Source organism: Pseudomonas sp. Y5-11 (genome assembly GCF_022368695.1).
GTDB lineage: Bacteria > Pseudomonadota > Gammaproteobacteria > Pseudomonadales > Pseudomonadaceae > Aquipseudomonas > Aquipseudomonas parakoreensis.
This window is the reverse complement of sequence record NZ_CP058974.1, coordinates 1,817,402-1,841,214: the sequence shown is the minus strand read 5'-3', so window position 1 is coordinate 1,841,214 and position 23,813 is coordinate 1,817,402. Positions and strand designations below refer to the sequence as shown.

Sequence of the window (23,813 nt, the reverse complement as noted above, 5' to 3'; positions counted from 1 at the left end):
CTTTTAAAAAAGCGGGGACTGCTTCGCAGTCCCGCGGGAGCAAGCTCCCTCGCCACAGTTTTTTTGTGTATTCAAAGACTGGAAAAGAATATCAACACCGAGGTGAGCTCTGGCACTCCTAAAGCACCCGCCATATTTATCAAAATCCCCCTCACACCCACCTCTCGCCGCCAACGTCGCCGATGTTGCGCCTAACGTACTTGCCCTTGAGTTAGCTGACAAAAGCGGCGAACGTGCAGGTATTTTTAACACATGAAAATTGGTGGGGAACATCTGTCCGTCATCTCGGTCGGCTACAAAGAGTGATATCCGCGACGTACGTCAGAAGCGTGCAAAAACGCGACATTTTTAGTTGATCTCAGGCCCCTCACGCCCTAAAGTTCGCGCCGAACGTCCATGCTGGAAACGATCCATCCGGCTCAAGTACTGACGACGAGACAGCAAGGCCAAGGGCAGTTACGCCCGTGGCCTTTTTGCTTTCGGCGACATGCCTTGGGAAGTAGGCGAACCAAAGTGGGGATACGGAGGACGTTCATTTACACCCATGTTTTTACCCGTTTGCCCATAGGAGCACTCCAGCATGTCGATCCAGGTCGAAGACTATTTCGCGCGCGAAACCTTTCAGAAAATGAAGGCGTTCGCCGACAAACAGGAAACCCCGTTCGTGGTGATCGACACCGCGATGATCGCCCAGGCCTACGATGACCTGCGCGCCGGTTTCGAATTCGCCAAGGTCTACTACGCGGTCAAGGCCAACCCGGCTGTCGAGATCATCGACCTGCTCAAAGAGAAAGGCTCGAGCTTTGATATCGCCTCCATCTATGAGCTGGACAAAGTCCTGAGCCGTGGCGTCAGCCCGGATCAGATCAGCTACGGCAACACTATCAAGAAGTCCAAGGACATCCGCTACTTCTTCGAGAAGGGCGTGCGCCTGTACGCCACCGACTCCGAAGCCGACCTGCGCAACATCGCCAAAGCCGCGCCGGGTTCGAAAGTCTATGTGCGCATCCTCACCGAAGGCTCGACCACCGCTGACTGGCCGCTGTCGCGCAAGTTCGGCTGCCAGACCGACATGGCCATGGACCTGCTGATCCTCGCCCGCGACCTCGGTCTGGTGCCTTACGGCATCTCGTTCCACGTCGGTTCGCAGCAGCGCGACATCAGCGTCTGGGACGCGGCGATCGCCAAGGTCAAAGTGATCTTCGAGCGCCTGAAGGAAGAAGACGGTATCCACCTGAAGCTGATCAACATGGGCGGTGGCTTCCCGGCCAACTACATCACCCGTACCAACAGCCTGGAAACCTACGCCGAAGAAATCATCCGTTTCCTGAAAGAAGACTTCGGTGATGACCTGCCGGAAATCATTCTGGAGCCGGGCCGTTCGCTGATCGCCAACGCCGGCATTCTGGTCAGCGAAGTGGTACTGGTCGCACGTAAATCGCGCACCGCCGTCGAGCGTTGGGTCTATACCGATGTGGGCAAGTTCTCCGGGCTGATCGAAACCATGGACGAAGCAATCAAGTTCCCGATCTGGACCGAGAAGAAAGGCGAGATGGAAGAAGTGGTGATCGCCGGTCCAACGTGCGACAGCGCCGACATCATGTACGAGAACTACAAATACGGCCTGCCACTGAACCTGGCGATCGGTGATCGTCTGTACTGGCTGTCGACCGGTGCCTACACCACCAGTTACAGCGCCGTCGAATTCAATGGCTTCCCGCCGCTGAAATCGTTCTACGTGTAACCCACGTCGATTGAAAAAAGGCCCATGTTTTCATGGGCCTTTTTTTATTGGCGCAGCCATGACTCGATACGGGTCAACTGCGCATGGATCTTTTTGCCAATAGCCGACAATTCAGCCTCCCTGTCTTCACGAACGTCGTCAGCGTCTGCAGGGTCGTCAACCTCCTCCTTTAGCAATCGCAAATTTCTCTGTGAGCGCTCCTATTGATAATCTGCCATTCAACTTAGTTCACGAAAACAAATACCCACAAGCCGTTAAATATTAAAAAATACACACATCCCGAACAACCAAAACTCATCCACCACTTATGCAAGAGATTTCAAAAAACGACAAATAATAAACAACAAGAAGTCACACTCAATGCCTATACTCACAAGCAAAAGCAATATTAACCTTGAGACTCTTACAACCACTCAAGGAATTAAAAAGTGCAACCCAGTCCAAATCCGCTCATCACCAAGGACGACATTCGAAAAATAAAGAACTACATCTCTGCCGCCAAAGCATTGCCACGCAATATCGAAGATGTAGAACGCCAATTAAAAACCAAACACACCGGCATTACCGGCCTGGAACTTACTGACATTGTTCAGCTTAATCATACGATCATCAACAATGCCAATTCGTGGATCGATATCGAGTATTCGATGAAGCGTGTGGCCGGAAGTCTCTCGACCTTTTCGGAGGACCTGGAAAGTTTTGGTCAGGAAATTATCGACGCCATCGTGACGATGCCGGGCTACATAAATTACCTGGGCACCATCGACTCGCTGAGCGAAGAAGAAATAACCAGGCTCCCGCCACTGGAGATCGGCACGGCAGAAAAGAATCGATTTGGCTCCATTCAGGAATCTCTCGCGTTCATTGCAAGATCGATCGGCGAGAAGCAGCTCAGCAGTCTGGATGTCAGCGAACGTTTGAAGTATTTCAGGACCGATCTTAACGACAACGTTGCCGTGAATATTGGCGAAAAACTACGTTTGGCCGGCGATGCGCAACTCAACCGACAACTGACCGAATTGAACGTTTCGATTGATCGGGCGAACAAACTCATACAGGAAAAAACCCGCGAGACGGCGCCGGATTTTTTTGATCACATTCTTGGTTTTTTCACCGCTTACCAAGGCGGCCCCCTCGGCTCGAGCGTTTATTACAAAACGCTCGAACTTCAGCAGAGTACCCATTTACGCCCATTGATCGCCCAGCGAGATCAACTCGCGGAGCAGATCAAACAAACCAACATCCTGGCCGGCACGCTTCTGGAATTCCAGTCGGGTCTGGACAGCATGTCGCTGTATGTCGAAGGAGCCATCCAGAGTACCTCGCAACTGGAGACGCTATGGATCTCCATTACTGACTACATCAATGCTTCGCAAAATAAAGTCATGGGTATGCACGAATTTCTGACCCTCAGAAGTTTTGTCTCCAGTTTCAAGATTGTTATTAAAAACTGGAAAACCGTTCAAGCCAACGCGAATCAACTCATCCACGCATTCGACTGACACCATCCAATCATTCAGGAAATATTCATCATGACCAACCTTATTTACGCCCAGCCTGACCTCGGCCGTATTCAAGAAAGCCGCGAGGCAATTCGTTATCAAGCGCTCGTTGGCTCTGCCAACCTGTACATCAAAGCCTTGAGCGATGAGTTGATCGCTTTGAATGCCGCCGTCAGCGACCTTGATCTTACGGCCGCGAATATCTTCACTTCGGCAATTACAGCGCTGGAGACCGACGACCTGAACGAAAACCTGCAGGCACTGGCCAGCCTCAACGCCAGTGAACCGAGTGCTCAGGTTGAAAAAGCACGCCAGCAGTATTCGCACATCGTCACGCAACTGATCAAGCTATGCGCTGAACACATGACCAGGTTGCACGCTTCACTGCACAACGGTGTGTTCGGCGTGCAGAGCATCGCCATCAGCAACAATCGTTTCCGACTTGAAGAATTGGCTGCGGCCAAAATCAGTCTGACCCAAGAGTACGACGCCGAGAAAATCCCGCTGGCCGAATTGAAAGACGATGAAACCGTTCTGAATCTGGCCATTGCCGAGTTCGAAAAGCTGACATTCATTGATCGAATCAAGCCATTGCTTGAACAACTGAAGGCGATCATCGGCAACAAACCGACAACCCCTGAGGCGGCGGCGCTGGAGGCCGGACTGATTATCGCCAACAAGTTTCTCGACGAAGCCAACGAGCTGATCAAATACAAGGATCTGATCAAGGCGCGTCAGATCATCCAGACGCGCCTTGCACAACGCGAGGAGCGCGTGGCGTCGCTGGCCAGGCAACTGCGCGACAACGACGACAAGACCCGCCAGTTGAAAGATACCCAGAAGGTTGTGCCACACCAGCAAACCTATGTCAGTGAGGCCGGCAAACTGACGGCTGCGTTTTCCGCGTTTCTCGGTGCGGTCACGGCTGTGCCGAATGAAGACGTTCTGCGGCGTGGCGAACGATTGCTGGAACACAGCCAGTCCCTGCGCAATTACCTGATACCGCTGCAGGGACGCTGGTTACGCGGGTGATCGAAGGCGCCTGCCCTCGATTACTGATGGAGAGCAGGCGCCTCGGCGTCAAGGGCCGCCAGACGCTGACGGTACTCGGCGCCCATGGCGCGTATCTGCGGATGCGCGGATGCCAGCAGCGATTCGCCGCTGACGCGCAGGAACTTCACATTGCCGAGCCATAAAGCCTTGCGCAGCCATTGCAGCGCCTCTTCGATTCGCCCCGCTTGCGCCAGGATCGCGGCGTGACTGAACTGCCCGCGAAAATCCCCACCCTCGGCGGAGCGTCGATACCAGTCGTGTGCTGCTGGCAGATCCATCGGGCCTGCCCGCCCTTCCTCCAGATACCGTCCCAGCAGGTTCATTGACTTCGCATGACCCGCTTCAGCGGCGCGCCGATACAACGCCAATGCCTGACGCTGATCGACCATGACACCGCGCCCGGTCGCCAGCAGATTGGCGAGGTTGTACATCGCCCAATCCAGCCCCGCGTCAGCGGCGATTCGATAATGCTGCGCGGCAATCGCGGCATTCGCGACGCATCCCCAGCCATGCTCATGACAACGGCCCAGCATGTTGCGCGCCATCAAGTGCCCTTGCCTGGCGGCGATGGCGAACCAGCGCAGTGCCAACGTTTGATCCTGAGCAATGCCACGGCCATCGAGCAGGATCTGCCCGAGCAACGCCTGCGCTTCAACAATGCCCTGGCCGGCGGCGAGCAGAATCGCCTGCGCCGCACGCGCCGGACTTTCTTCGAGCATGGCGCTGAGCTGCGCAACGTCGAGCACTTCCTCGCGCCGCAGTTGAAAACTCATACGTCAACCCAGCGCCGCAGCAGGTTGTGATAGGTGCCGGTCAGGCGAATCAGCGACGGGTGATCAGGCATGTCCTGAGTGAGCTGCTGGATCGCCCCGTCCATCTCGAACAGCAAGGCGCGCTGGCTGTCTTCGCGCACCAGACTCTGCGTCCAGAAGAACGACGCATAACGCGCGCCACGGCTGACGGCGTTGACCTTGTGCAGGCTGGTGCCGGGGTACAGCACCATGTCGCCGGCGGGCAGTTTCACCCGTTGCGTGCCAAAGGTGTCCTGAATCTCCAGTTCGCCGCCGTCGTAATCCTCGGGCTCACTGAAAAACAGCGTGGCCGACAGATCGGTGCGCACCCGCTCGATGCTGCCTTTGGGCTGACGCACGGCGTTGTCGATGTGAAAGTCGAAACTGCCGCCCGCCGTGTAGCAGTTGAGTAACGGCGGGAATACTTTGTGCGGCAGCGCAGCGGACATGAACTGCGGATTTTTCCACAGCCGCTCGAGCATCGCGGCACCGATTTCCTTGGCCAGCGGATGGCCTTCCGGCAGTTGCAGATTGTGCTTGGCCTTGGCCGACTGATAGCCGGCGGTGATTTTGCCATCGGCCCAATCCGCCTGCTCCAGCGCCTCGCGGATGCGCTGCACCTCTTCTTTGCCGAACAGGCCGGGGATATGCAACAGCATGGCGATCGTACCTGATGGTAAAGGGGTGCCAATGGTATTGATTCTTATTGGCTGTGTAAAACCCGCGTGACGGATGAACCGGTAAAAACCGTAAGGTCAAATTGTAAAGAATGTAAATTCGTCGCGAATAACAATGTTTCGCAATTGATACGAATACCTGTTTACCCTATATTCCGCGACCTCAAATCCTTGGGGAGGGGAATAAAAATGTCACGTCAACACGCACAATTGCCGGTCAGTTCACCACGCCTGCTCGCTTCGGCCATTGGTGTCGCCATCACCGCCGGTTCCGCTGGCCACATGGTCTTCGCCGCAGAAAAGACCGACAGCAAAGCCTCCGGCAATGCCATCGCCCTGGACGCTACCGCCATCACCGGCGAAGCGCAGGACTCGACGTCCTACCAGGTCGAAAAAGCCTCCTCGCCCAAGTACACCGCGCCGCTGGTCGATACCCCGCGCTCGGTCACCGTCATCCCGCAACAAGTGCTCAAAGACACCGGCGCCCTGAACATGCAGGACGCGCTGCGCACCGTGCCGGGCATCACCTTCGGTGCCGGTGAAGGCGGCAACCCGCAGGGTGACCGTCCGTTCATTCGTGGCTTCGACGCTCAGGGCGACACCTACCTCGACGGCGTGCGCGACACCGGTTCGCAGAGCCGCGAAATCTTCGCTGTGGAAAACATTGAAGTCAGCAAAGGCCCGAACTCGGCCATCGGCGGTCGTGGCGCAGCCGGCGGCAGCATCAACCTGGTGAGCAAGAAAGCGCATCTGGGCAACTCATTTGATGGTGGTTTCACCTGGGGTTCCGACCAGACCCAGCGTTACACCCTGGATGGCAACTACCAGTTCAGCGACACCGCTGCCGGCCGCCTGAACCTGATGAGCCACGAGAGCAATGTCGCCGGTCGCGACAAGGTCGACTACGACCGTTGGGGTATCGCGCCGTCCCTGGCGTTTGGTCTGGGCACCGACACCCGGGTCAACCTCGACTACTACCATCTGGAAAGCAACGACACCCCGGACTCAGGCATTCCTTACACCATTCCGGCCGGTGGTTCGGCGGCACGTACCAAGTCCAACCCGGACAAGCCGTACGCCGGTGGCGATCACAGCAACTTCTACGGTCTGGATCGGGACTTCCGCAAGGGCCGCACCGACACCGCGACTTTCGCCATCGAGCATGACCTGAGCGACTCGCTGACCATCAAGAACACCCTGCGCCACGGCACCAGCATGCAGGATTACATCCTGACTCAGCCGGACGACAGCAAGGGCAACGTTAATAACGGCAGCGTCTGGCGCCGCGCCAACACGCGGGTCAGCAACACCGAGACCACCACCAATCAGACTGATCTGTTCGGCAATTTCTATGTCGCCGGTTTCAAGAACAGCTTCTCGACCGGTGTCGAATACACCCGCGAGGAAGGCCAGAAATCCTCGTACAACGTCAACACTGACACCACGCCGCGCACCAGCGCCGCGACCACCAATTGCACCCCGTCGATGATTGGCGCATCGAGCGGCTACAACTGCACCTCGCTGTCGAATCCGAACCCCAACGATCCGTGGAACGGCGCGATCTCGCGCAACTATGCCGGTACCGACACCAAGGCCAACACCTACGCGCTGTATGCGTTCGATACCCTGGAGTTGTCCGAGCAGTGGCTGGTGAACATGGGCCTGCGTTACGACCACTTCGACACCGACTACAAGACCTACAACAACGCCGGCACCACCACCTCCAAAGGTGATGACACCAGCGAATTCGTCACCGGTCAGTTCGGCGTGGTCTACAAACCGGCACCAAACGGCAGCATCTACGCGTCCTACGCGACCTCCGCGACGCCTCCGGGCAACACCCTCGGCGAAGGGCAGGAAGGCAACCCGCTGGGCGGCACTCCGGACCGCAATGGCAACCTGCTCAAGAGCGACATGGAGCCGGAAACCACCAAGAACTACGAAATCGGTACCAAGTGGGATCTGCTGAACGATCGCCTGTCGCTGACCGCTGACCTCTTCCGCACCGAGAAAGAAAACGCTCGCGTACAAGTCGACACCACCTCGTACGAAAACGCCGGCAAGACCCGCGTGCAAGGTATCGAGCTGTCGGCCAGCGGCAAGATCACCGACAAGTGGCAAGTGTTCGCTGGCTACGCCTACATGGACAGCGAACAGGTGGACGGTGGCGACCTGCCGGCCAACAAGGCCAACAACGGTAACCAGTTGCCGAACACGCCGAAAAACAGCGCCAGCCTGTGGACCACTTACCAGGTCACGCCGAAGCTGACCCTCGGTGGCGGCGCGTTCTACGTCGACGACGTCTACGGCAGCGTGGCCAACACCACGATGGTCGATTCCTATGTCCGTTACGACGCGATGGCCGCCTACAAGCTGAGCAAGAACGTCGACCTGCAACTCAACGTGCAGAACCTGACCAACGAGGTCTACTACGACAAAGCCTTCTCGACCCACTTCGCCAACCAGGCGGCGGGCCGTACTGCATTGTTGAGCACCAACTTCCACTTCTGACCGATGTGGAAACCTGTGGGAGCGAGCCTGCTCGCGAAAGCGGTGGGTCAGTCAAGTAGAAGCTGACTGACACGACGCCTTCGCGAGCAGGCTCGCTCCCACAAGGTATGCGCCGCAAGGCTTGGCCCCGTTCATCGACTGAACGGGGCCTTTGTGCGTAATCAAAGAAGCTCTCGACAACCCACGGCATAATGCGCGCCGTGATGACAATTTTCGAACGTACAAGGCGAGCGACGTGTTGAAGAAAACCCTGTTCCAGTTGCACTGGTTTTTCGGCATCACTGCCGGGCTGGTGCTGGCCCTGATGGGCATTACCGGTGCCGCCTACTCGTTCCAGGACGAAATCCTGCGGGCACTGAACCCGTCGGTGTTGCAGGTGGAAAAACAGGTCGCTGGCGTCCTCCCCCCCGTCGAGCTGGTGGAACACATCGAAGCAAGCGCCGGCAAGAAAGTCGCGATGCTCTGGGTCGAAACCGACAGCGGCAACGCCGCACGTGTCTACTTCACCCCGCCCAAAGGCGAACGTCGCGGCGAGATGCGCTACTTCGATCCGTACACCGGCGAGTTCATGGGCGACGCGGTGGGCCAGGACTTCTTCGGCCTGATGCTGCAACTGCACCGCTTCCTCGCCATGGGCGATACCGGGCGCAACATCACCGGCGCCTGCACCCTGATCCTGGTGTTCTTCTGCCTCTCCGGGCTGTACCTGCGCTGGCCGCGCCAGTGGAACAGCTGGCGCGTGTGGCTGACCCTCGACTGGCAGAAAAAGGGCCGCAGCTTCAACTGGGATCTGCACTCGGTGACCGGCACCTGGTGCCTGCTGGTGTACCTGCTGCTGGCGTTGACCGGGCTGTCCTGGTCGTACGAGTGGTACAACAAAGGCCTGACCAGACTGCTTTCCGACGCGCCGCAAAACGAACGCATGCGCGGCGGTCGTGGCCCGGCGCCGGAAGGCCCGGCACCGACGGCTGACTACGCGGCGATGTGGAGCAGCATCTACAGCGCTGCCGGCCCGGGCTTGTCGGCGTATAACATCCGCATGCCGCCAGTGGCCGGGCAACCGGCGACCGTGTTCTACCTGCTCGACAGCTCGCCGCATGATCGCGCGCTGAACCAGATCACCCTCGACCCGGCCACCGGCATCGTCAAACGTGTCGACCGCTACGCCGACAAGAGCTTCAAGGCGCAGCTGTTGACCAGCATTTACGCGCTGCACGTCGGCAGCTATTTCGGTCTGGCCGGACGGATCATCGTCACCCTCGCGGCGGTGTGCATGCCGCTGTTTTTCATCACCGGATGGCTGCTGTATCTGGACCGCCGGCGCAAGAAAAAACAGATTCAGGACGCACGCAAAGGTCTTCAGACTCCGGCCGGCGATGCACCGGCATGGCTGGTGGGTTTCGCCAGCCAAAGCGGTTTTGCCGAACAACTGGCGTGGCAGACCGCCGGGCAATTACAGGCCGCCGGGCTGCCGGTGAAGGTGCAGCCGCTGGCGGACGTCAGCGCCGAGGATCTGCGCGAATCGAGCAATGCGTTGTTCGTAGTCAGCACGTTCGGCGACGGCGAAGCACCGGACAGCGCGCGCGGTTTCGAACGCAAAGTGCTGCGCACCGCTGCCAGCTTCGACGGCCTGAACTATGCGGTGCTGGGCCTCGGCGATCGCCAGTACCCACAATTCTGCGGCTTCGCCCGACGCCTGCATCAGTGGCTTGACGATCACGGCGGCAAGACCCTGTTCGCTCCGGTGGAAGTCGACAGCGGCGACCCGTACGCCCTGCGTCACTGGCAGACGCAGCTCGGCCTGATCACCGGGCAAGCGCCGGTCGACACCTGGCAAGCGCCGAGCTACGACAACTGGACGCTGGTCAGCCGCGAACTGATGAACCCCGACAGCAGCGGCGCGCCGGTTTACCTGTTGGGCCTGAAGGCACCGAGTGCCAGCAGCTGGCTGGCCGGGGATCTGGTAGAGGTGCTGCCACGCAATTGCGCGTGGGCGGTCGAACATTTCCTCGACGGCCTCGGCATTCGCGGCGAAACCCGCGTGACGATCAACGGCCTGGAAGAGCCGCTGGAAGTCGCCCTCGCCTCGCGCCAATTGCCCGAGCATCGCGCGCATCTGGTCGGCCTGCATGCGCAAGCGCTGGTGGACGCAATGGTGCCGCTGGCGATGCGCGAGTACTCGATTGCCTCGATTGCCGCTGACGGTGTGCTGGAGTTGATCGTGCGCCAGGAGCAGCACAGCGATGGCAGCCTGGGCATCGGTTCCGGTTGGCTGACCGAGCATGCTCCGGTCGGCGGCAGCATCAGCCTGCGTGTACGTCGCAACAGTGGCTTCCACCTGCCAAACGAACCGGTGCCGATGATTCTGCTGGGCAACGGCACCGGCCTCGCCGGGCTGCGCAGCCTGCTCAAGGCACGCATCGCCGACGGTCAGCAGCGTCACTGGCTGCTGTTCGGCGAGCGCAATCGCGAGCATGATTTCCTCTGCCGCGCGGAGCTGGAAGAGTGGTTGATCAATGGCGATCTGGCGCGACTCGATCTGGCGTTTTCACGGGATCAGGCGCAGAAGATTTACGTGCAGGATCGCCTGCGCGAATCCGCTGATGAGCTGAAGAAGTGGCTGGCCGACGGTGCGGTGATCTACATCTGCGGCAGCCTTCAGGGCATGGCCGCCGGCGTCGATCAGGCACTCAACGACATCCTCGGCAGCGCCGAAGTCGAACGCCTGATTGAACAGGGCCGCTACCGCCGCGACGTGTACTGACTCAGAAGAGCCCCTCACCCTAACCCTCTCCCGGAGGGAGAGGGGACTGATTGGGGGATGCCGGATAAATGCGCCGACCTGAAGGTGATGTACCGAATCCGTAATCGACTCGGTCTTTCAGGTCGATGTACAACTCGATACAACTCCGTAGGCTCCCTCTCCCTCCGGGAGAGGGCTGGGGTGAGGGTCCTCGTCTACAGTGAGATTTCCAGCCACTTCACAAGGATTGTGAAGCATGCAAAATCGCCTCACTCTCGCTCAGTTCGCCCGCCAGTTACGCAGCAGCCAAACCGATTGCGAACAATTACTCTGGCAAAAACTTCGTTCACGCCAAGTCGCCAATCTGAAATTCCGCAGGCAGTTTCCATGTCCGCCCTATGTCCTGGATTTTTACTGCGTAGAGCTGAAACTGGCGATTGAGCTGGATGGGGGTCAACACTATGAAATAGCGGGCTTGATCCACGATCAACGTCGGACGCTTTTCCTGGAACGTCAGGGCATTGAAGTTGTGCGATTCAGTAATCTCGAAGTAATGCAGCAGATGGATGATGTACTGGAGCAAATCACAAGAATTGCCGCGAATCGAAAAACACCCTCACCCTCCAAGCGGTCCGACATTTCGGGAGGGCCGGGGTGAGGGTTGTTTTTGATCTTCAAACTGGCTGCAACTTCTGCTCGAAAACCGCCACCCCATTCAAATCCCGCAACACCACACTCATCTTCCCGCTCTGCCCTTCGATATTCACCTCGCCAAAAAACTGAAACCCGGCAAACGGTGAAGCGTTCTGCGTCGGTGGTGCTTTCTGGAACACCACCTCCGGGCCGAAGGTCTTGTCCAGCGGATTGGGCCCGAAACTGCCGGCATTCAGCGGCCCGGCGACAAACTCCCAGAACGGTTCGAAATCCTGAAACGCCGCGCGATCCGGGTGGTAATGATGCGCCGCGCAGTAATGCACGTCCGCGGTCAGAAACACGAAATTGCGCACGTGCTGCGCCCGCAGAAAACCGAGCAGTTCGGCGACTTCCAGTTCACGCCCTTGCGCCGGGCCGGGATCACCGTTGGCCACCGCCTCCCAGCGTGCGACGCCGGGGCTGACTTCGCCGTCGGGCACGCCGAGGCCGATCGGCATGTCGGCGGCGATCACCTTCCACTGTGCCTTGGAGTGCTTCAAGCCGCGCTTGAGCCAGTCCAGTTGTTCACGTCCCAAAAACGGTTTGGCCGCGCCAAGGTTGTCGTCGTTGGCCCCGCGATAGCTGCGCATGTCGAGCACGAACACGTCGAGCATCGGCCCGTAGCTGAGCTTGCGATAAATCCGCCCGCCGCCATCGGCCGCCTGCAAACGCATCGGCGAATATTCCAGCCAGGCCTTGCGCGCACGGCCGACCAGGGTGTGGATATCTTTCTCTTGATAACGCTCGTCGAGCTGCTTGCCCGGCGACCAGTTGTTGACCACTTCGTGGTCGTCCCACTGCCAGATCTGCGGTACTTCGGCATTGAAGCGGCGGATGTTTTCATCCATCAGGTTGTAGCGGTAATTGCCGCGATAGTCGTCGAGGGTCTGCGCCACTTTGCTCTTGGCTTCGGTGGTGAGGTTGCGCCAGATCCGCCCGCCTTCGGTGGTCACTTGCGCCGGCACCGGGCCGTCGGCGTAGATGGTGTCGCCGCTGTGGATAAAGAAGTCCGGCAGGCGCAGGCGCATGGATTCGTAGATGCGCATGCCACCGATGTCCGGGTTGATGCCAAAGCCCTGGCCGACCGTGTCACCGCTCCAGACGAAACGGATGTTGCGTCGCGCCTTCGGTGCGCTGCGCAAATGGCCGAGCCACGGTTCGCTGGCGACGCCGGATTGCGCGTCCTTGAAATACACCCGATAGAAAATCGCCTGATCGGCGGGCAGCCCGGTCAGCTCAACCCGGGCGGTGAAGTCGGTGCGCGCATCGGCCAGTGGCGAGACGACACGGCGCGGGTGGCGAAACTGGCTGCGCGTGTCCCACTCGACCACCATCCGCGCCGGACGGTCGCTGCGGCTCCAGATCATCGCGCGGTCGCCTTGCAGGTCGCCGGACTGCACGCCGTCGGTGAGTTGCGGCCGATCCTTGACCGACGCGATCACTGCCGGCGCCAGCCCCGGCATCAGCAGCCCGGCACCGACAACCTGCATGACCCGTCGGCGACCAACGTTGAAATCGCTCATGCGTGTTCTCCCTGAAAAAAGGAAAACTTAAGCACGCCTATATGAACTCGCCATGACACCACTAACCATTGTGGGAGCGAGCCTGCTCGCGAAAGCGGTGTGCCAGTCAACATACATGTCGCTGGCAGATTGCATTCGCGAGCAGGCTCGCTCCCACAGGGGGATTTGCGTTGCCCGTCAGGCCTTCGCCGGTTCCAGCGCCAACTCAACGGCTTCCGGACGCTTGACCGTCGCATAGACAACAGCCGTCAACAAACTCCCCGCAACAATCGCCAGCAGATACAACAACGCATGATTGATCGCATTGGGGATCGCCAGCACAAACAAGCCACCATGCGGCGCCATCAGTTTGCAGCCGAAGTACATCGACAACGCGCCGGTCAATGCACCGCCGGCGATGCTCGCCGGGATCACCCGCAGCGGGTCTTTGGCAGCAAACGGAATTGCCCCTTCAGAGATAAAGCACAGCCCCAGCACCAGCGCCGCTTTACCGGCCTCGCGCTCGGTCTGGGCGAACTTGCGGCGAGCGATGAACGTGGCAATGCCCAGCCCGATGGGCGGCACCATACCGGCAGCCATGGTCGCGGCCATCGGCGCATAACTCTGCGAAGCCAGCAGCCCCACCGAGAACGCATACGCGGCTTTGTTGATCGGTCCGCCGAGGTCGACGCACATCATGCCGCCGAGCAACACCCCGAGCAGGATCGCGTTGGTGGTGCCCATGCTGTCGAGAAAATGCGTCAGCGCCGCGAGCATCCCGGCGACCGGTTTACCCACCACGTAGATCATCACCAGACCGGTGAACAGGCTGGCGAACAACGGGATGATCAGAATCGGTTTCAGCGCTTCCAGACTCTGCGGCAACGCCACATAACGACTGATCAGCTTGGCCGCATAACCGGCGATGAAACCGGCGACGATCCCGCCAATAAACCCGGCGCCCAACGTGCTGGCGAGCAAGCCACCAATCATCCCCGGTGCCAGGCCCGGACGGTCGGCGATCGAGTAGGCAATGTAACCGGCGAGCAGCGGCACCATCAGCTTGAACGCGGTCTCGCCGCCGATCTGCATCAGCGCTGCCGCCAGCGTGCCTTCTTCCTTGAACGCGGTGATGCCGAAGACGAACGACAGCGCGATCATCAGACCACCGGCCACCACCATCGGCAGCATGAACGAGACACCGGTCAGCAGGTGTTTGTAAACGCCGGTTTTCTCTTGTTTGGTTGGCGCCTTGCCGCCGCTCGCAGCGCTCTCCACCTGAGCGTCGGCGAGGGCTTTTTTCAGTGTGGCTTCGGATTGCTTCAAGGCAATGCCGGTGCCGCAGCGGTAGATTTTCTTGCCGGCAAAACGCTCGGTGGCGACTTCGATGTCCGCCGCCAGCAACACCACATCAGCCTCGGCAATCGCCGTCGCGCTGAGCGGGGTTTTCGCGCCGACCGAACCCTGGGTTTCGACGTGCAGTTCATAGCCCAGACGCTTGGCCGTCTGCTGCAACGCCTCGGCCGCCATGAAGGTGTGGGCAACACCGGTCGGGCACGCAGTAATGGCGACGATGCGTGGCGCACGTGGCGCAGCGGCAACCGGGGCGGCTTCGCTGGCGACATAAACTTCAGCCTCTTGCGCACCGCGACGCAGCACCGCTTCGACATCTTGCAGCGCCTGCGCCGGGGCAATGCGGAACATGCGCTTGCCGACAAAACGCGTCATGTCGATGTCACCGGTGGCGACCAGCAACACCCACTCCGCCGCCTCAATGGTGGCGGCCGACAACTCACGTTCCGGATGCGCCGCATCGACCACTTCAACGCTGGTGCTCCAGCCCTGACGCTGGGCCGCCGCGTCGAGCAGACGGGCGCACAGCACACTGGTGACCATGCCGTTCGGGCAGGCCGTGACAATGGCTAATTTCATGACAAACCCTCTTATTGTTCTGTCAGGGGACGCACGCGCACGCCCTGTTCGAGCCGCGCCAGTTGCGCCGCGTCGTTGATGCCGAAGCCGATTTGCGTCACCGCCATCGCGGCAATCGCCGTGGCCGTACGCAGGGTCTGCTCGGGCGTGTCGGCACTGAGCAGACCGTGGAGCATGCCGGCCAGCAGCGAATCGCCGGCCCCTACCGTGCTGGCGACCGTAACCTTCGGCGGCGTGGCATGCAGCGCCGAGCCGACACTGAACCAGTTCACGCCGTCGGCACCGTGGGAGATCACCACGTGCTCGATGCCTTTGGCATGCAGGCACGCCGCTGCCTGGGCTTCGGCCGCGTGCGAAACCACATCGCAATCGAGCGCATCGGCGAGTTCTTCGGTGTTCGGCTTGATCAGCCACGGGCGCGCTTCAATGGCCGCGCGCAAGGCTTCGCCGCTGCTGTCGAGGGCGACTTTCAGGCCGAGGCCGTTCAGGCGTTCGATCAGCTCGCGCAACCACTGCGCGCTGACGCCACGCGGCAGACTGCCGGCGACCACCACCGCGTCATGCCCCGGAGCAATCTGCAGCAGACGCTCAAGCAACGCTTGCTGCGCCGCGGCGTCGACCACCGGTCCCGGACCGTTGATGTCGGTGATGCGCCCGTCGTGCTCGGCGACCTTGATGTTGCTGCGCGTCTCCCCCGGCACGCGGATGAAGGCGTCGACAAAACCGCGCTTGGCAAACAGGGTTTCGAAGGCCTGCAGATTGTCTTCGCCGAGAAAGCCGCTGACCGTCAGTTGATGCCCGAGATCCGCCAGCACTTGCGCGACGTTCACGCCTTTGCCGGCGGCGTGGGTGTGCATCTCGTCGCTGCGGTTGACCTGACCGGCCTCCAGGCGTGACAGCTCGACCGTGAGGTCCAGCGCCGGATTGAGGGTCAGAGTGAGAATCTTGGCCATTACAGGGCCTCCACTAATGCACGCACTTCGTTCGCGCTGCCCACGATGAGGGCTTGTTGAGCAAGGGTTTGCGCCTGGGTCAGGCTGAGTTCGCGGATGCGCGCCTTGACCTCGGCGATGCTGCGCCCGGACACGCTCAGCTCATCGACGCCGAGGCCGACCAGCACCGGCACCGCCAGCGGATCCGCCGCCAGCTCGCCGCAGACACCGACCCATTTGCCATGGGCATGCGCGGCGCGCACGGTGATGTCGATCAGTTGCAGCACCGCCGGGTGCAGGCCGTCAGCCTGGGCCGAAAGCGTCGGATGACCACGGTCGATGGCCAGGGTGTATTGCGTGAGGTCGTTGGTGCCGACGCTGAAAAAGTCGACTTCCTTGGCCAGCACCGGCGCCAGCAACGCAGCGGACGGCACCTCGATCATGATCCCCAGTTGCAAGTCCGCGACCGGGATTTCCAGGCGCAGGCGTTCGGTCATGTCGCGGGCCTGACGCCACTCTTCAACGCTGCCGACCATCGGGAACATGATCCGCAACGGCCGGTTGTCCGCCGAACGCAGCAAGGCGCGCAACTGCGCTTCCATGACCTGCGGACGCTGCAACGTCAGGCGAATGCCACGCACGCCGAGGAAGGGGTTTTCTTCCTTGGCGATCGGCCAATACGGCAGCGGTTTGTCGCCACCGACATCAAGGGTGCGCACCACCAGCGGCCGACCGGCGAGGCCATCGAGAACGCGGCGGTATTCGGCTTCTTGAGTGGCTTCGTCCGGTGCCTGCGGGTGGGCCATGAAAATCAGTTCGGTGCGCAGCAGGCCGATGCCTTCGGCGCCCTGCTCGACCGCAGCGGTAACTCCGGCGCTTTCACCGATGTTGGCGAACACTTCCACGGCGTGACCGTCAGTGGTGTGCGCCGGCTGATGCCGTTGTTCGGCGGCAGCCTTGAGACGCTGCTCGCGGGTGTCGCGTTCCTCGGCGGCACGTTGCAGGGTCGCGGCATCGGCATCGACGTGCAGGCGACCGCGCTGGCCGTCGAGCAGCAGCGGCGTGCCGGGTTCCAGCAATAACACTGCTGCGCCCGCACCGACCAGCGCCGGAATCCCCAATGCACGGGCGACGATTGCACTGTGCGCCGTGGCGCCACCACGCGCGGTGAGAATCCCAGCCACGCGGGCCGGATCGAGTCGCGCCACGTCCGACGGGCCGACCTCATCCATCACCAGAATGTACGGCTGCTCCGGCTCGTTCGGCGTTTGTACACCGCAAAGTTGCGCCAGCACCCGGCGACCGATGTCCCGCAGGTCCGCCGCCCGCTCGGCGAGCAACGCGTCCTGCAGCGATTCCTGTTGCCTGGCTGCCGCTTCGATCACCGCCATCCACGCCGCTTCGGCGCTTTCGCCTTGCTTGAGGCGAGTGTCGACTTCGTCGGTCAGTTCCGGGTCGTCGAGCATTTCCTGGTGAGTGATGAAAATCTCGCGGATGGCCTTGGCCTTGCTGCGTTCGATCAGGCCCTGAATGTCACGGCGCACGTCGCTCAGAGCTTGCTTGAGGCGTTCGCGCTCGATCGCGGCGGACTCGCCGCGCAACGGGTAATCAATGGCTTGCTGCACCTGAATGTGCGCAGGTCCAATGGCGATGCCCGGTGCCGCCGGGATCGCCTGCAATTGCGCGCCGGACGCCGGGGCGATCAGCACCTCGGCAATATCGGTGATGACTTCGCGTTGCTGGCTCACGGCCGGCAGCGGTTCGACTTCTTCACCGAGGCCTTCTTCGATAGCGGCCAGCAACGCAGGCAAGGCATCGGCGGCGATGCTCGGCTCGGCGATCAACTCCAGCACCTGACCACGCCGCGCGCCAAGGCTCAGCAGTTTGCTCAGGCTTTTCACCGACACGGCGCTGTCCGCGCTGTCGACGATGCGCACACGGATTTCACCGTCAAAACTCTTCGCCAGTTGCGCAAGGATCTTCGCCGGACGTGCATGCAGACCGTGGGCATTGGCCAGGGCAATACGCGCGCTCGGCCAATCGGCGGGCAGTTCGCCGCCGAGCACTTCGAGGACTTTGCGGCTGCTGGTGGCGCGGCCCAGCTCATGGCCGCGACCTTCAATCAACAACGCACACAGACGTTCGAGCAGCGCCTGATGCGCCTCACCCAGACTGGCCAGACAGAACAGACCACTGAGCGGCTGGCCGAGGTAACGCATCGGTTTGTCCGGGGTGACGAAGGCCAGGCCCGGGCGCTTCACGGTTTGCTCGCTGTGCAGCCACCACAGGCCATCGCCCAGCGGCAGCGCTTCGACTTGCTGCAACACACCGGCAAACCCGTTGCTCACACAATCGGCCTGCCGCAGCAGACGCGCGCCACGCCAGACCAATTCTTCGAAATCGTCAGCCGACACGCCGAGGCCGATCATCTGCGCATCCAGCGCCAATTCCTGCGGCGCACCTTGCAGCAGTTTCAGCAGCGCTTCCGGCGAGCTGGCGCGACGCAGGGCCTGGCCCAGATCGGTCTCGCCGAGGGCGCGGGTCAGCAGTTGCAGCAGACGCAGGTGTTCGTCGGATTTGGCCGCGATGCCGATCGCCAGATAAACGATCTGGCCGTCGCCCCAATCCACGCCCTCGGGAAACTGCATCAGCCGCACGCCAGTGGCGAACACCTGATCGCGGGTCTCGGGCGTACCGTGGGGGATGGCGATACCCTGGCCGAGAAAGGTCGAGCCCTGGGCTTCCCGGGCCTGCAAGCCGGCGAGGTAGCCATCGGCGACCAGGCCATCGGCCACCAGATGATTGGCGAGTAGTTGCAGGGCGGCGGGTTTATCCACAGCCGATTGGCCCATGGATATCTGCTCTATAGTGAGCTCGAGCATGCGATCTCCTTTTTGGCACATGGATGCGCCAGGATATTGTTTTGAATGGTCACAGCTTAGGCGCTGGTCAGCCTGCTTTTCAGCGGCCGTTTTGGCGGTTTCACGGCAGAACCGGCCAAAGGCGTCTAAAACGTAGAAAATACGCTTGCTGAAACGTTTAATCTAGATTGATCGGCACGTTACTCGATAATGTCTCATCCTTGAAGTCCAACTTGTCGGATGCGCTGCGACAATAGTCGTCTGCCTGAATCGGGTAGGATTGGCGAAAATGTCGCGGCAAGCTCGAAAAAACAAGGAAATACCGGGTTGAAACTCAGTGATATCGCGCGGTTGGCCGGAGTGTCCGTGACCACCGCCAGCTACGTCATCAACGGCAAGGCCGAACAGCAACGCATCAGCAACGCCACGGTCGAGCGGGTGCGTACGGTCGTCGAACAGCACGGCTTCACCCCCAATCCACAAGCGGCCGGGTTGCGCAGTCGGCACACGCGCACGTTGGGCTTTATTCTGCCGGATCTGGAAAACCCCAGTTATGCGCGGATCGCCAAGCTGCTGGAGCAAGGCGCACGGGCTCGGGGTTATCAGTTGCTGATCGCCAGCTCCGACGACGCGCCGGACAGCGAGCGCCAGTTGCTGCAACTGTTCAAGGCGCGCCGCTGCGATGCGCTGATTGTCGCCAGTTGCCTGCCGGCCGGTGACGACAGCTATCGCCAGTTGCAGGCCAAGGGTCTGCCGATCATCGCCATCGACCGGGTCATGGAACCCGAGCACTTCTGCTCGGTGATCAGTGACGACCGCGAAGCCAGCCTGCATCTGACCCAGAGCCTGCTCGCCCCGCAGCCGAAACAGATCGTGCTGCTCGGCGCGCGTCCGGAGCTGAGCATCAGTCAGGAACGTGCGGCCGGCTTCAAGCAGGCACTGCTCGACTTCAAAGGCGAAGTGCTGATCGAGCACGCCGAGTCCTTCAGCCGCGAATGCGGCAAGCAACTGATGGAAGAACTCCTGCAACGGCTGGGGCATTTGCCGGATGCACTGGTGACCACCTCCTACGTGCTGCTGCAGGGCGTGTTCGATGCGCTGCATGACTTCCCGCTCAAATCCCGTCCGCTGCGCTTGGGCACGTTCGGTGACACGCAGTTGCTGGACTTCCTGCCATTGCCGGTCAACGCCATGGCCCAGCAGCACCAGTTGATCGCCGACAAGGCGCTGGAGCTGGCGTTGGCTGCGGTTGAGCAAGCCGAATACAAGCCTGGCGTGCAGGCCATCGCGCGGACCTTCAAGCAGCGTATCCACCGGGACTGAGCCGTGGAGCTGATCGACAGCCACACCCACCTCGACTTCCCCGACTTCGACGCCGATCGCGCGGCGTTGCTCGCCGAAAGCCGCGCTCTCGGCGTGCGGCGGATGGTGGTGCTGGGGGTTCATCAGGGCAATTGGCAACGGCTGTGGGATCTGGTGCAGAGCGATGCCGACTTGTATGCAGCGTTTGGTCTGCATCCGGTGTACCTCGATCAGCATCGACCCGCAGACCTGCGCGCACTCGGCGACTGGCTGACGCGGCTGCGCGGCCACCGGCAACTGTGTGCGGTGGGCGAGATCGGTCTGGATTATTTCATCGAAACCCTCGACCGCGAACGCCAGCAAGCGCTGTTCGACGCGCAACTGCAACTGGCGGCAGACTTCGATTTGCCGGCGCTGATCCACGTCCGCCGCAGCCACGCAGCCGTAATCGCCACGCTCAAGCGCTTCAAGCTCAAACGCGCCGGGATCATCCACGCCTTCGCCGGCAGCCGCGAAGAGGCACGCGAATACATCAAACTCGGGTTCAAACTGGGTCTGGGCGGCGCGCCAACCTGGCCGCAGGCGTTGCGCATGCATCGGGTGCTGGCGGATCTGCCGCTGGCGTCGATCGTGCTGGAAACCGACTCACCGGATATGGCGCCGGCGATGTTCCCCGGCCAGCGCAACAGCCCCGCTCACTTGCCGGCGATCTGTGCGGCGCTCGCCGAGTTGATGAACATCAGCCCGGAACAACTGGCTGTCGCCAGCACCGCCAACAGCTGCGAAGTATTCGGTTGGTAACACGCCTTCTGCAGGAGCTGCGGCACGCTGCGATCTTTTGCTCCTCGCCCTCAAAACAAGATCAAAAGATCGCAGCCTCGTTTCACTCGGCAGCTCCTACAGTCGGTTTGCATGCGCTCTGGCTGCGTCGAGGATCAGGGTCATGTGCTGACGGTGGTGAAAAAAACGCAGAAGCGCGAAGTACGCGAAAAGCACGATCAGTGACGCATTCAACTGTTCAGTCACGCTGAGCAGCCCGATCCATTCCATGACCAGCGCCACCAGCAGCGCGGTACACACGGTTACCGAGGCGCTGAAGCGCAGCAATCCCAGCGAATCGAGGGACTTGAAGCGTTTGATCTGTTTCGGGCAACGCAACTCCAGCGTTTTCTGGCAGTGCGCGCAAGTGAACGGTTCGTTGATTGCGATGGCGTTAAGCTGCCATGGCTTGAGTAACTGCGTGGTCTGGCAATGAGCACAACGGCCCTGGACTCCCAGGGTTGCAACGGACATGAGCGGCCTCCTCGACGCAATCAGCGGAACACGGATACTGGCTCATTAATGACGAAAAGCCAGCCGTCGGAAGAAAACAGGAATTGGCTTACACACGTAAGTATCAATGCATTACAAAATGTTCTGACATCTGCCCTGCTCCCCCTGTTGGAATGAGCATGTAGTGAGGGAATTCATCCCCGATGGACTGCGCAGCAGTCCCTGATCACTTGCAGGCATGGGGGGACGCTGCGCGTCCCATCGGGGATGAATCCCCTCCCTACAGGTTTTCTGCCAAGGGGCGCGGCAGGATTCAGACGCGGAACGCGCTGATCAGCTGCTTGAGTTCCACCACCTGCGCCGACAGTGCCCGGCTGGCGTCCTCGGTCTGATGCGCACCTTGGGCCGTGCGTTCACCGGCGCGGTTGATCTCGACGATGTTCTGGTCGATGTCATGCGCGACGGCGGTCTGCTGCTCCACGGCAGCGGCGATCTGCTGATTCTGATCGACGATCATGCCTACCGCCCCCAGGATGTTTTCCAATGCCTGCTGGACCTTTTCCGACTGCCCGACCGTGCCGTTGGCCATCTGATGGCTGACGCCCATGGCTTTCACCGCCGCGCCGACGCCGCCATGCAGCTTGGCGATCATCTGTTCGATTTCTTCGGTCGATTGCTGAGTGCGCTTGGCCAACGTACGCACTTCATCCGCCACCACCGCAAATCCTCGGCCCTGCTCGCCGGCGCGGGCGGCTTCGATGGCCGCGTTAAGCGCCAGCAGATTGGTCTGCTCGGCAATGCTCTTGATCACTTCCAGCACGCGGCTGATCGACTGGCTGTCGCTGGCCAACTGATTGATCACCAGCACCGATTGGTCGATCTCGCTGGCCAGCGCGGCAATGCTGCCCTGCTGCGACTCCACCAGTGTGCGGCCGCTGACGGTTTCATCGTTGACGCTGTGCGCACTGCTCACCGCTGCCGCTGCGCTGCGTGCAACTTCCAGCGAGGTCGCCGACATCTGATTCATCGCGGTCGCCACTTGCTCGATCTGCGTGCGCTGCCCGGCCACCGCCTGATTGCTTTGCGCGGAGACGTTTTCCACCTGCCCGGCCTGGCGCTCGACCTCGGCCACGGTTTGGCCGACCCGTTCGATCAGGTCGTGGATCTTCCTTACGGTGCCGTTGAACACCTCGCCCAGCTCGCCGAGTTCATCGCGGCTGCTGGCCTTGAAATTGACCGTCATGTCACCGGCCGCGACCTTGTCCATCATCGCGCCCAAACGCTTGAGCGTAGTGCGGGTCGAGGCGTAGAAACCCGCGTAGAGATAGAAAATCAGCACGAACACCACCGACAACGCCACCGCCTGCAACACCATGTGCGTGCGGTTTTGCGCCAGGCGCTGTTGCAGTTGGGTATCGAGAAATTTCAAGGTCGCGTCATTGAGCTGGTAGGTCTGCGCCATCAGCCCGGTGACTTGGTCGTAAAACGCCTGCCACGGAGTATCGAGGGTCTCGGCCACCACGACTTTCGCTTCAAACAGTTCACTGGCCTGTTTGAGCGAGGTCTTGCTGCTGTCGGACGGCGCGCTGAGGCTGGCGCGCGCGGCTTTGCTGGAATCGAGGGCATCCTGCAATTTCAGTGCGTATTCGGCCTGAAGCTTTTCGATCTGCGCCAGCAACTCGTCGAAACGGGTACTCGACGAGCTGTTGAGAAAGCCCTGCCCCAACGAATACGAGCCGATGGCCCGGCCTTCGCCGAGGGTTTGGGTGACGCCCGGGGTAATGTTGGTGAGCAACTCGCTGAGCTGGCGGATGTCGCTCTGATTGTCGCGGCTCAGCCCGGCCTGACTGGCGATGATCTGGCTGAATATCTGCGCATTACCAAGCAATTTGCCGATCATCGCGCTTTTGCTTTGCAGGGAGCTTTCCGCCTGTTGCGCCTTGAACGCGCTGATCATTTCGTCGCGTTTGCCGTCGAACAGTTTGACCTGCTCGGGATCGTCGGTCATCGCCTGCAGACCTTGCAAGCGCGCCAGCACAGCTTGCTCCAGGCTGCTGATCTGCGCCTCGAGGTTGTCGGCCTTGCCGGACTGCCCGAGGACGACGTTGATCTGTACCAGATTGTTCAGGGTTTCCAGATCCCGGCGCAGGCTCAGGCTGCTGCCCAGCAGATCGAGGCTCTGCAATTCGACCCGGGTGCCCTGGAATTCGCGGTAGGAATCGCGCACCAGATAGAAATTGGTCACCAGCATCGGCACCAGAAACAGCACGCTGATCAGGCTGAACTTCATGCCGAAGC

16 protein-coding genes are annotated in these 23,813 nt (G+C 60.6%); 8 read left to right on the top strand and 8 right to left on the bottom strand.

Annotation, left to right across the window (positions count from 1 at the left end):
- Positions 1-580: 580 nt before the first annotated feature.
- From HXW87_RS08030 to HXW87_RS08020, 3 genes are all read left to right on the top strand, one after another.
- Positions 581-1,744 carry a type III PLP-dependent enzyme gene (locus HXW87_RS08030; RefSeq protein WP_047291221.1) on the top strand — a complete coding sequence of 388 codons (1,164 nt, stop codon included), beginning with the start codon at positions 581-583 and terminating at the stop codon, positions 1,742-1,744.
- 428 nt (positions 1,745-2,172) lie between these two features.
- Positions 2,173-3,246 carry an alpha-xenorhabdolysin family binary toxin subunit A gene (locus tag HXW87_RS08025; RefSeq protein WP_239778725.1) on the top strand — a complete coding sequence of 358 codons (1,074 nt, stop codon included), beginning with the start codon at positions 2,173-2,175 and terminating at the stop codon, positions 3,244-3,246.
- A gap of 30 nt (positions 3,247-3,276) precedes the next feature.
- On the top strand, positions 3,277-4,278 hold the full coding sequence (locus tag HXW87_RS08020; protein ID WP_095667507.1) for an alpha-xenorhabdolysin family binary toxin subunit B: 1,002 nt from the start codon (positions 3,277-3,279) through the stop codon (positions 4,276-4,278).
- 20 nt (positions 4,279-4,298) lie between these two features.
- Here the strand turns inward: HXW87_RS08020 and HXW87_RS08015 are convergent, their stop codons facing one another.
- Both HXW87_RS08015 and HXW87_RS08010 read right to left on the bottom strand, forming a co-directional pair.
- The gene (locus HXW87_RS08015) at positions 4,299-5,072 is read right to left on the bottom strand and encodes a tetratricopeptide repeat protein (RefSeq protein WP_131671437.1); all 774 of its coding nucleotides are present in this window, start codon (positions 5,070-5,072) and stop codon (positions 4,299-4,301) included.
- The gene (locus tag HXW87_RS08010; protein WP_047291212.1) at positions 5,069-5,749 is read right to left on the bottom strand and encodes a Fe2+-dependent dioxygenase; all 681 of its coding nucleotides are present in this window, start codon (positions 5,747-5,749) and stop codon (positions 5,069-5,071) included. Before HXW87_RS08010 ends, HXW87_RS08015 begins: the two co-directional genes overlap by 4 nt.
- A gap of 207 nt (positions 5,750-5,956) precedes the next feature.
- On the opposite strand from HXW87_RS08010, the gene HXW87_RS08005 reads away from it, so the two are divergent.
- The 3 genes from HXW87_RS08005 to HXW87_RS07995 all read left to right on the top strand — a co-directional run bounded on the left by HXW87_RS08005 (position 5,957) and on the right by HXW87_RS07995 (position 11,679).
- Positions 5,957-8,278, top strand: coding sequence for a TonB-dependent siderophore receptor (locus HXW87_RS08005; RefSeq protein WP_239778724.1), 2,322 nt, complete (start codon positions 5,957-5,959; stop codon positions 8,276-8,278).
- 235 nt (positions 8,279-8,513) lie between these two features.
- Complete coding sequence (locus tag HXW87_RS08000; RefSeq protein WP_239778723.1) at positions 8,514-11,042, top strand: sulfite reductase flavoprotein subunit alpha; 2,529 nt, start codon at positions 8,514-8,516, stop codon at positions 11,040-11,042.
- 235 nt (positions 11,043-11,277) lie between these two features.
- A complete protein-coding gene (locus HXW87_RS07995; RefSeq protein ID WP_003221578.1) occupies positions 11,278-11,679 on the top strand; it encodes an endonuclease domain-containing protein in 402 nt (133 codons plus the stop codon).
- Between the two features lie 16 nt (positions 11,680-11,695).
- Here HXW87_RS07995 and HXW87_RS07990 read toward each other — a convergent pair whose 3' ends face one another.
- The 4 genes from HXW87_RS07990 to ptsP form a co-directional block, all read right to left on the bottom strand.
- A complete protein-coding gene (locus tag HXW87_RS07990; protein WP_182403836.1) occupies positions 11,696-13,237 on the bottom strand; it encodes an alkaline phosphatase D family protein in 1,542 nt (513 codons plus the stop codon).
- Between the two features lie 177 nt (positions 13,238-13,414).
- On the bottom strand, positions 13,415-15,148 hold the full coding sequence (locus HXW87_RS07985) for a PTS fructose-like transporter subunit IIB (RefSeq protein WP_239778722.1): 1,734 nt from the start codon (positions 15,146-15,148) through the stop codon (positions 13,415-13,417).
- A gap of 11 nt (positions 15,149-15,159) precedes the next feature.
- Positions 15,160-16,101 (bottom strand): 1-phosphofructokinase, encoded by a 942-nt coding sequence (pfkB, locus tag HXW87_RS07980; RefSeq protein ID WP_239778721.1) that lies wholly within the window; start codon positions 16,099-16,101, stop codon positions 15,160-15,162.
- Positions 16,101-18,962 carry a phosphoenolpyruvate--protein phosphotransferase gene (gene ptsP / locus HXW87_RS07975; protein WP_239778720.1) on the bottom strand — a complete coding sequence of 954 codons (2,862 nt, stop codon included), beginning with the start codon at positions 18,960-18,962 and terminating at the stop codon, positions 16,101-16,103. The genes pfkB and ptsP overlap by 1 nt, the downstream gene beginning before the upstream one ends.
- Positions 18,963-19,268: 306 nt before the next feature.
- Between ptsP and cra the strand changes: the two genes are divergently transcribed.
- Together cra and HXW87_RS07965 are read left to right on the top strand one after the other, a co-directional pair.
- Positions 19,269-20,264: a catabolite repressor/activator gene (cra, locus tag HXW87_RS07970; RefSeq protein ID WP_239778719.1), complete on the top strand. Its 996-nt coding sequence runs from the start codon at positions 19,269-19,271 to the stop codon at positions 20,262-20,264.
- 3 nt (positions 20,265-20,267) lie between these two features.
- Positions 20,268-21,044 carry a TatD family hydrolase gene (locus tag HXW87_RS07965; protein WP_239778718.1) on the top strand — a complete coding sequence of 259 codons (777 nt, stop codon included), beginning with the start codon at positions 20,268-20,270 and terminating at the stop codon, positions 21,042-21,044.
- A 96-nt stretch (positions 21,045-21,140) separates the two neighbouring features.
- On the opposite strand, the gene HXW87_RS07960 is transcribed toward HXW87_RS07965, so the two are convergent.
- The gene (locus tag HXW87_RS07960) at positions 21,141-21,536 is read right to left on the bottom strand and encodes a hypothetical protein (RefSeq protein WP_047291192.1); all 396 of its coding nucleotides are present in this window, start codon (positions 21,534-21,536) and stop codon (positions 21,141-21,143) included.
- Between the two features lie 292 nt (positions 21,537-21,828).
- A partial coding sequence (locus tag HXW87_RS07955) for a methyl-accepting chemotaxis protein (protein ID WP_239778717.1) occupies positions 21,829-23,813 on the bottom strand: 1,985 nt, incomplete at its 5' end.

Coding starts and splice junctions, on each gene's coding strand:
- HXW87_RS08020 (WP_095667507.1), top strand. CDS start 3,277: ATGACCAACCTTATTTACGCCCAGCCTGACCTCGGCCGTATTCAAGAA.
- HXW87_RS07985 (WP_239778722.1), bottom strand. CDS start 15,148: ATGAAATTAGCCATTGTCACGGCCTGCCCGAACGGCATGGTCACCAGT.
- ptsP (WP_239778720.1), bottom strand. CDS start 18,962: ATGCTCGAGCTCACTATAGAGCAGATATCCATGGGCCAATCGGCTGTG.
- HXW87_RS07990 (WP_182403836.1), bottom strand. CDS start 13,237: ATGAGCGATTTCAACGTTGGTCGCCGACGGGTCATGCAGGTTGTCGGT.
- HXW87_RS08005 (WP_239778724.1), top strand. CDS start 5,957: ATGTCACGTCAACACGCACAATTGCCGGTCAGTTCACCACGCCTGCTC.
- HXW87_RS08030 (WP_047291221.1), top strand. CDS start 581: ATGTCGATCCAGGTCGAAGACTATTTCGCGCGCGAAACCTTTCAGAAA.
- HXW87_RS08015 (WP_131671437.1), bottom strand. CDS start 5,072: ATGAGTTTTCAACTGCGGCGCGAGGAAGTGCTCGACGTTGCGCAGCTC.
- HXW87_RS08010 (WP_047291212.1), bottom strand. CDS start 5,749: ATGCTGTTGCATATCCCCGGCCTGTTCGGCAAAGAAGAGGTGCAGCGC.
- pfkB (WP_239778721.1), bottom strand. CDS start 16,101: ATGGCCAAGATTCTCACTCTGACCCTCAATCCGGCGCTGGACCTCACG.
- HXW87_RS07995 (WP_003221578.1), top strand. CDS start 11,278: ATGCAAAATCGCCTCACTCTCGCTCAGTTCGCCCGCCAGTTACGCAGC.
- HXW87_RS07960 (WP_047291192.1), bottom strand. CDS start 21,536: ATGTCCGTTGCAACCCTGGGAGTCCAGGGCCGTTGTGCTCATTGCCAG.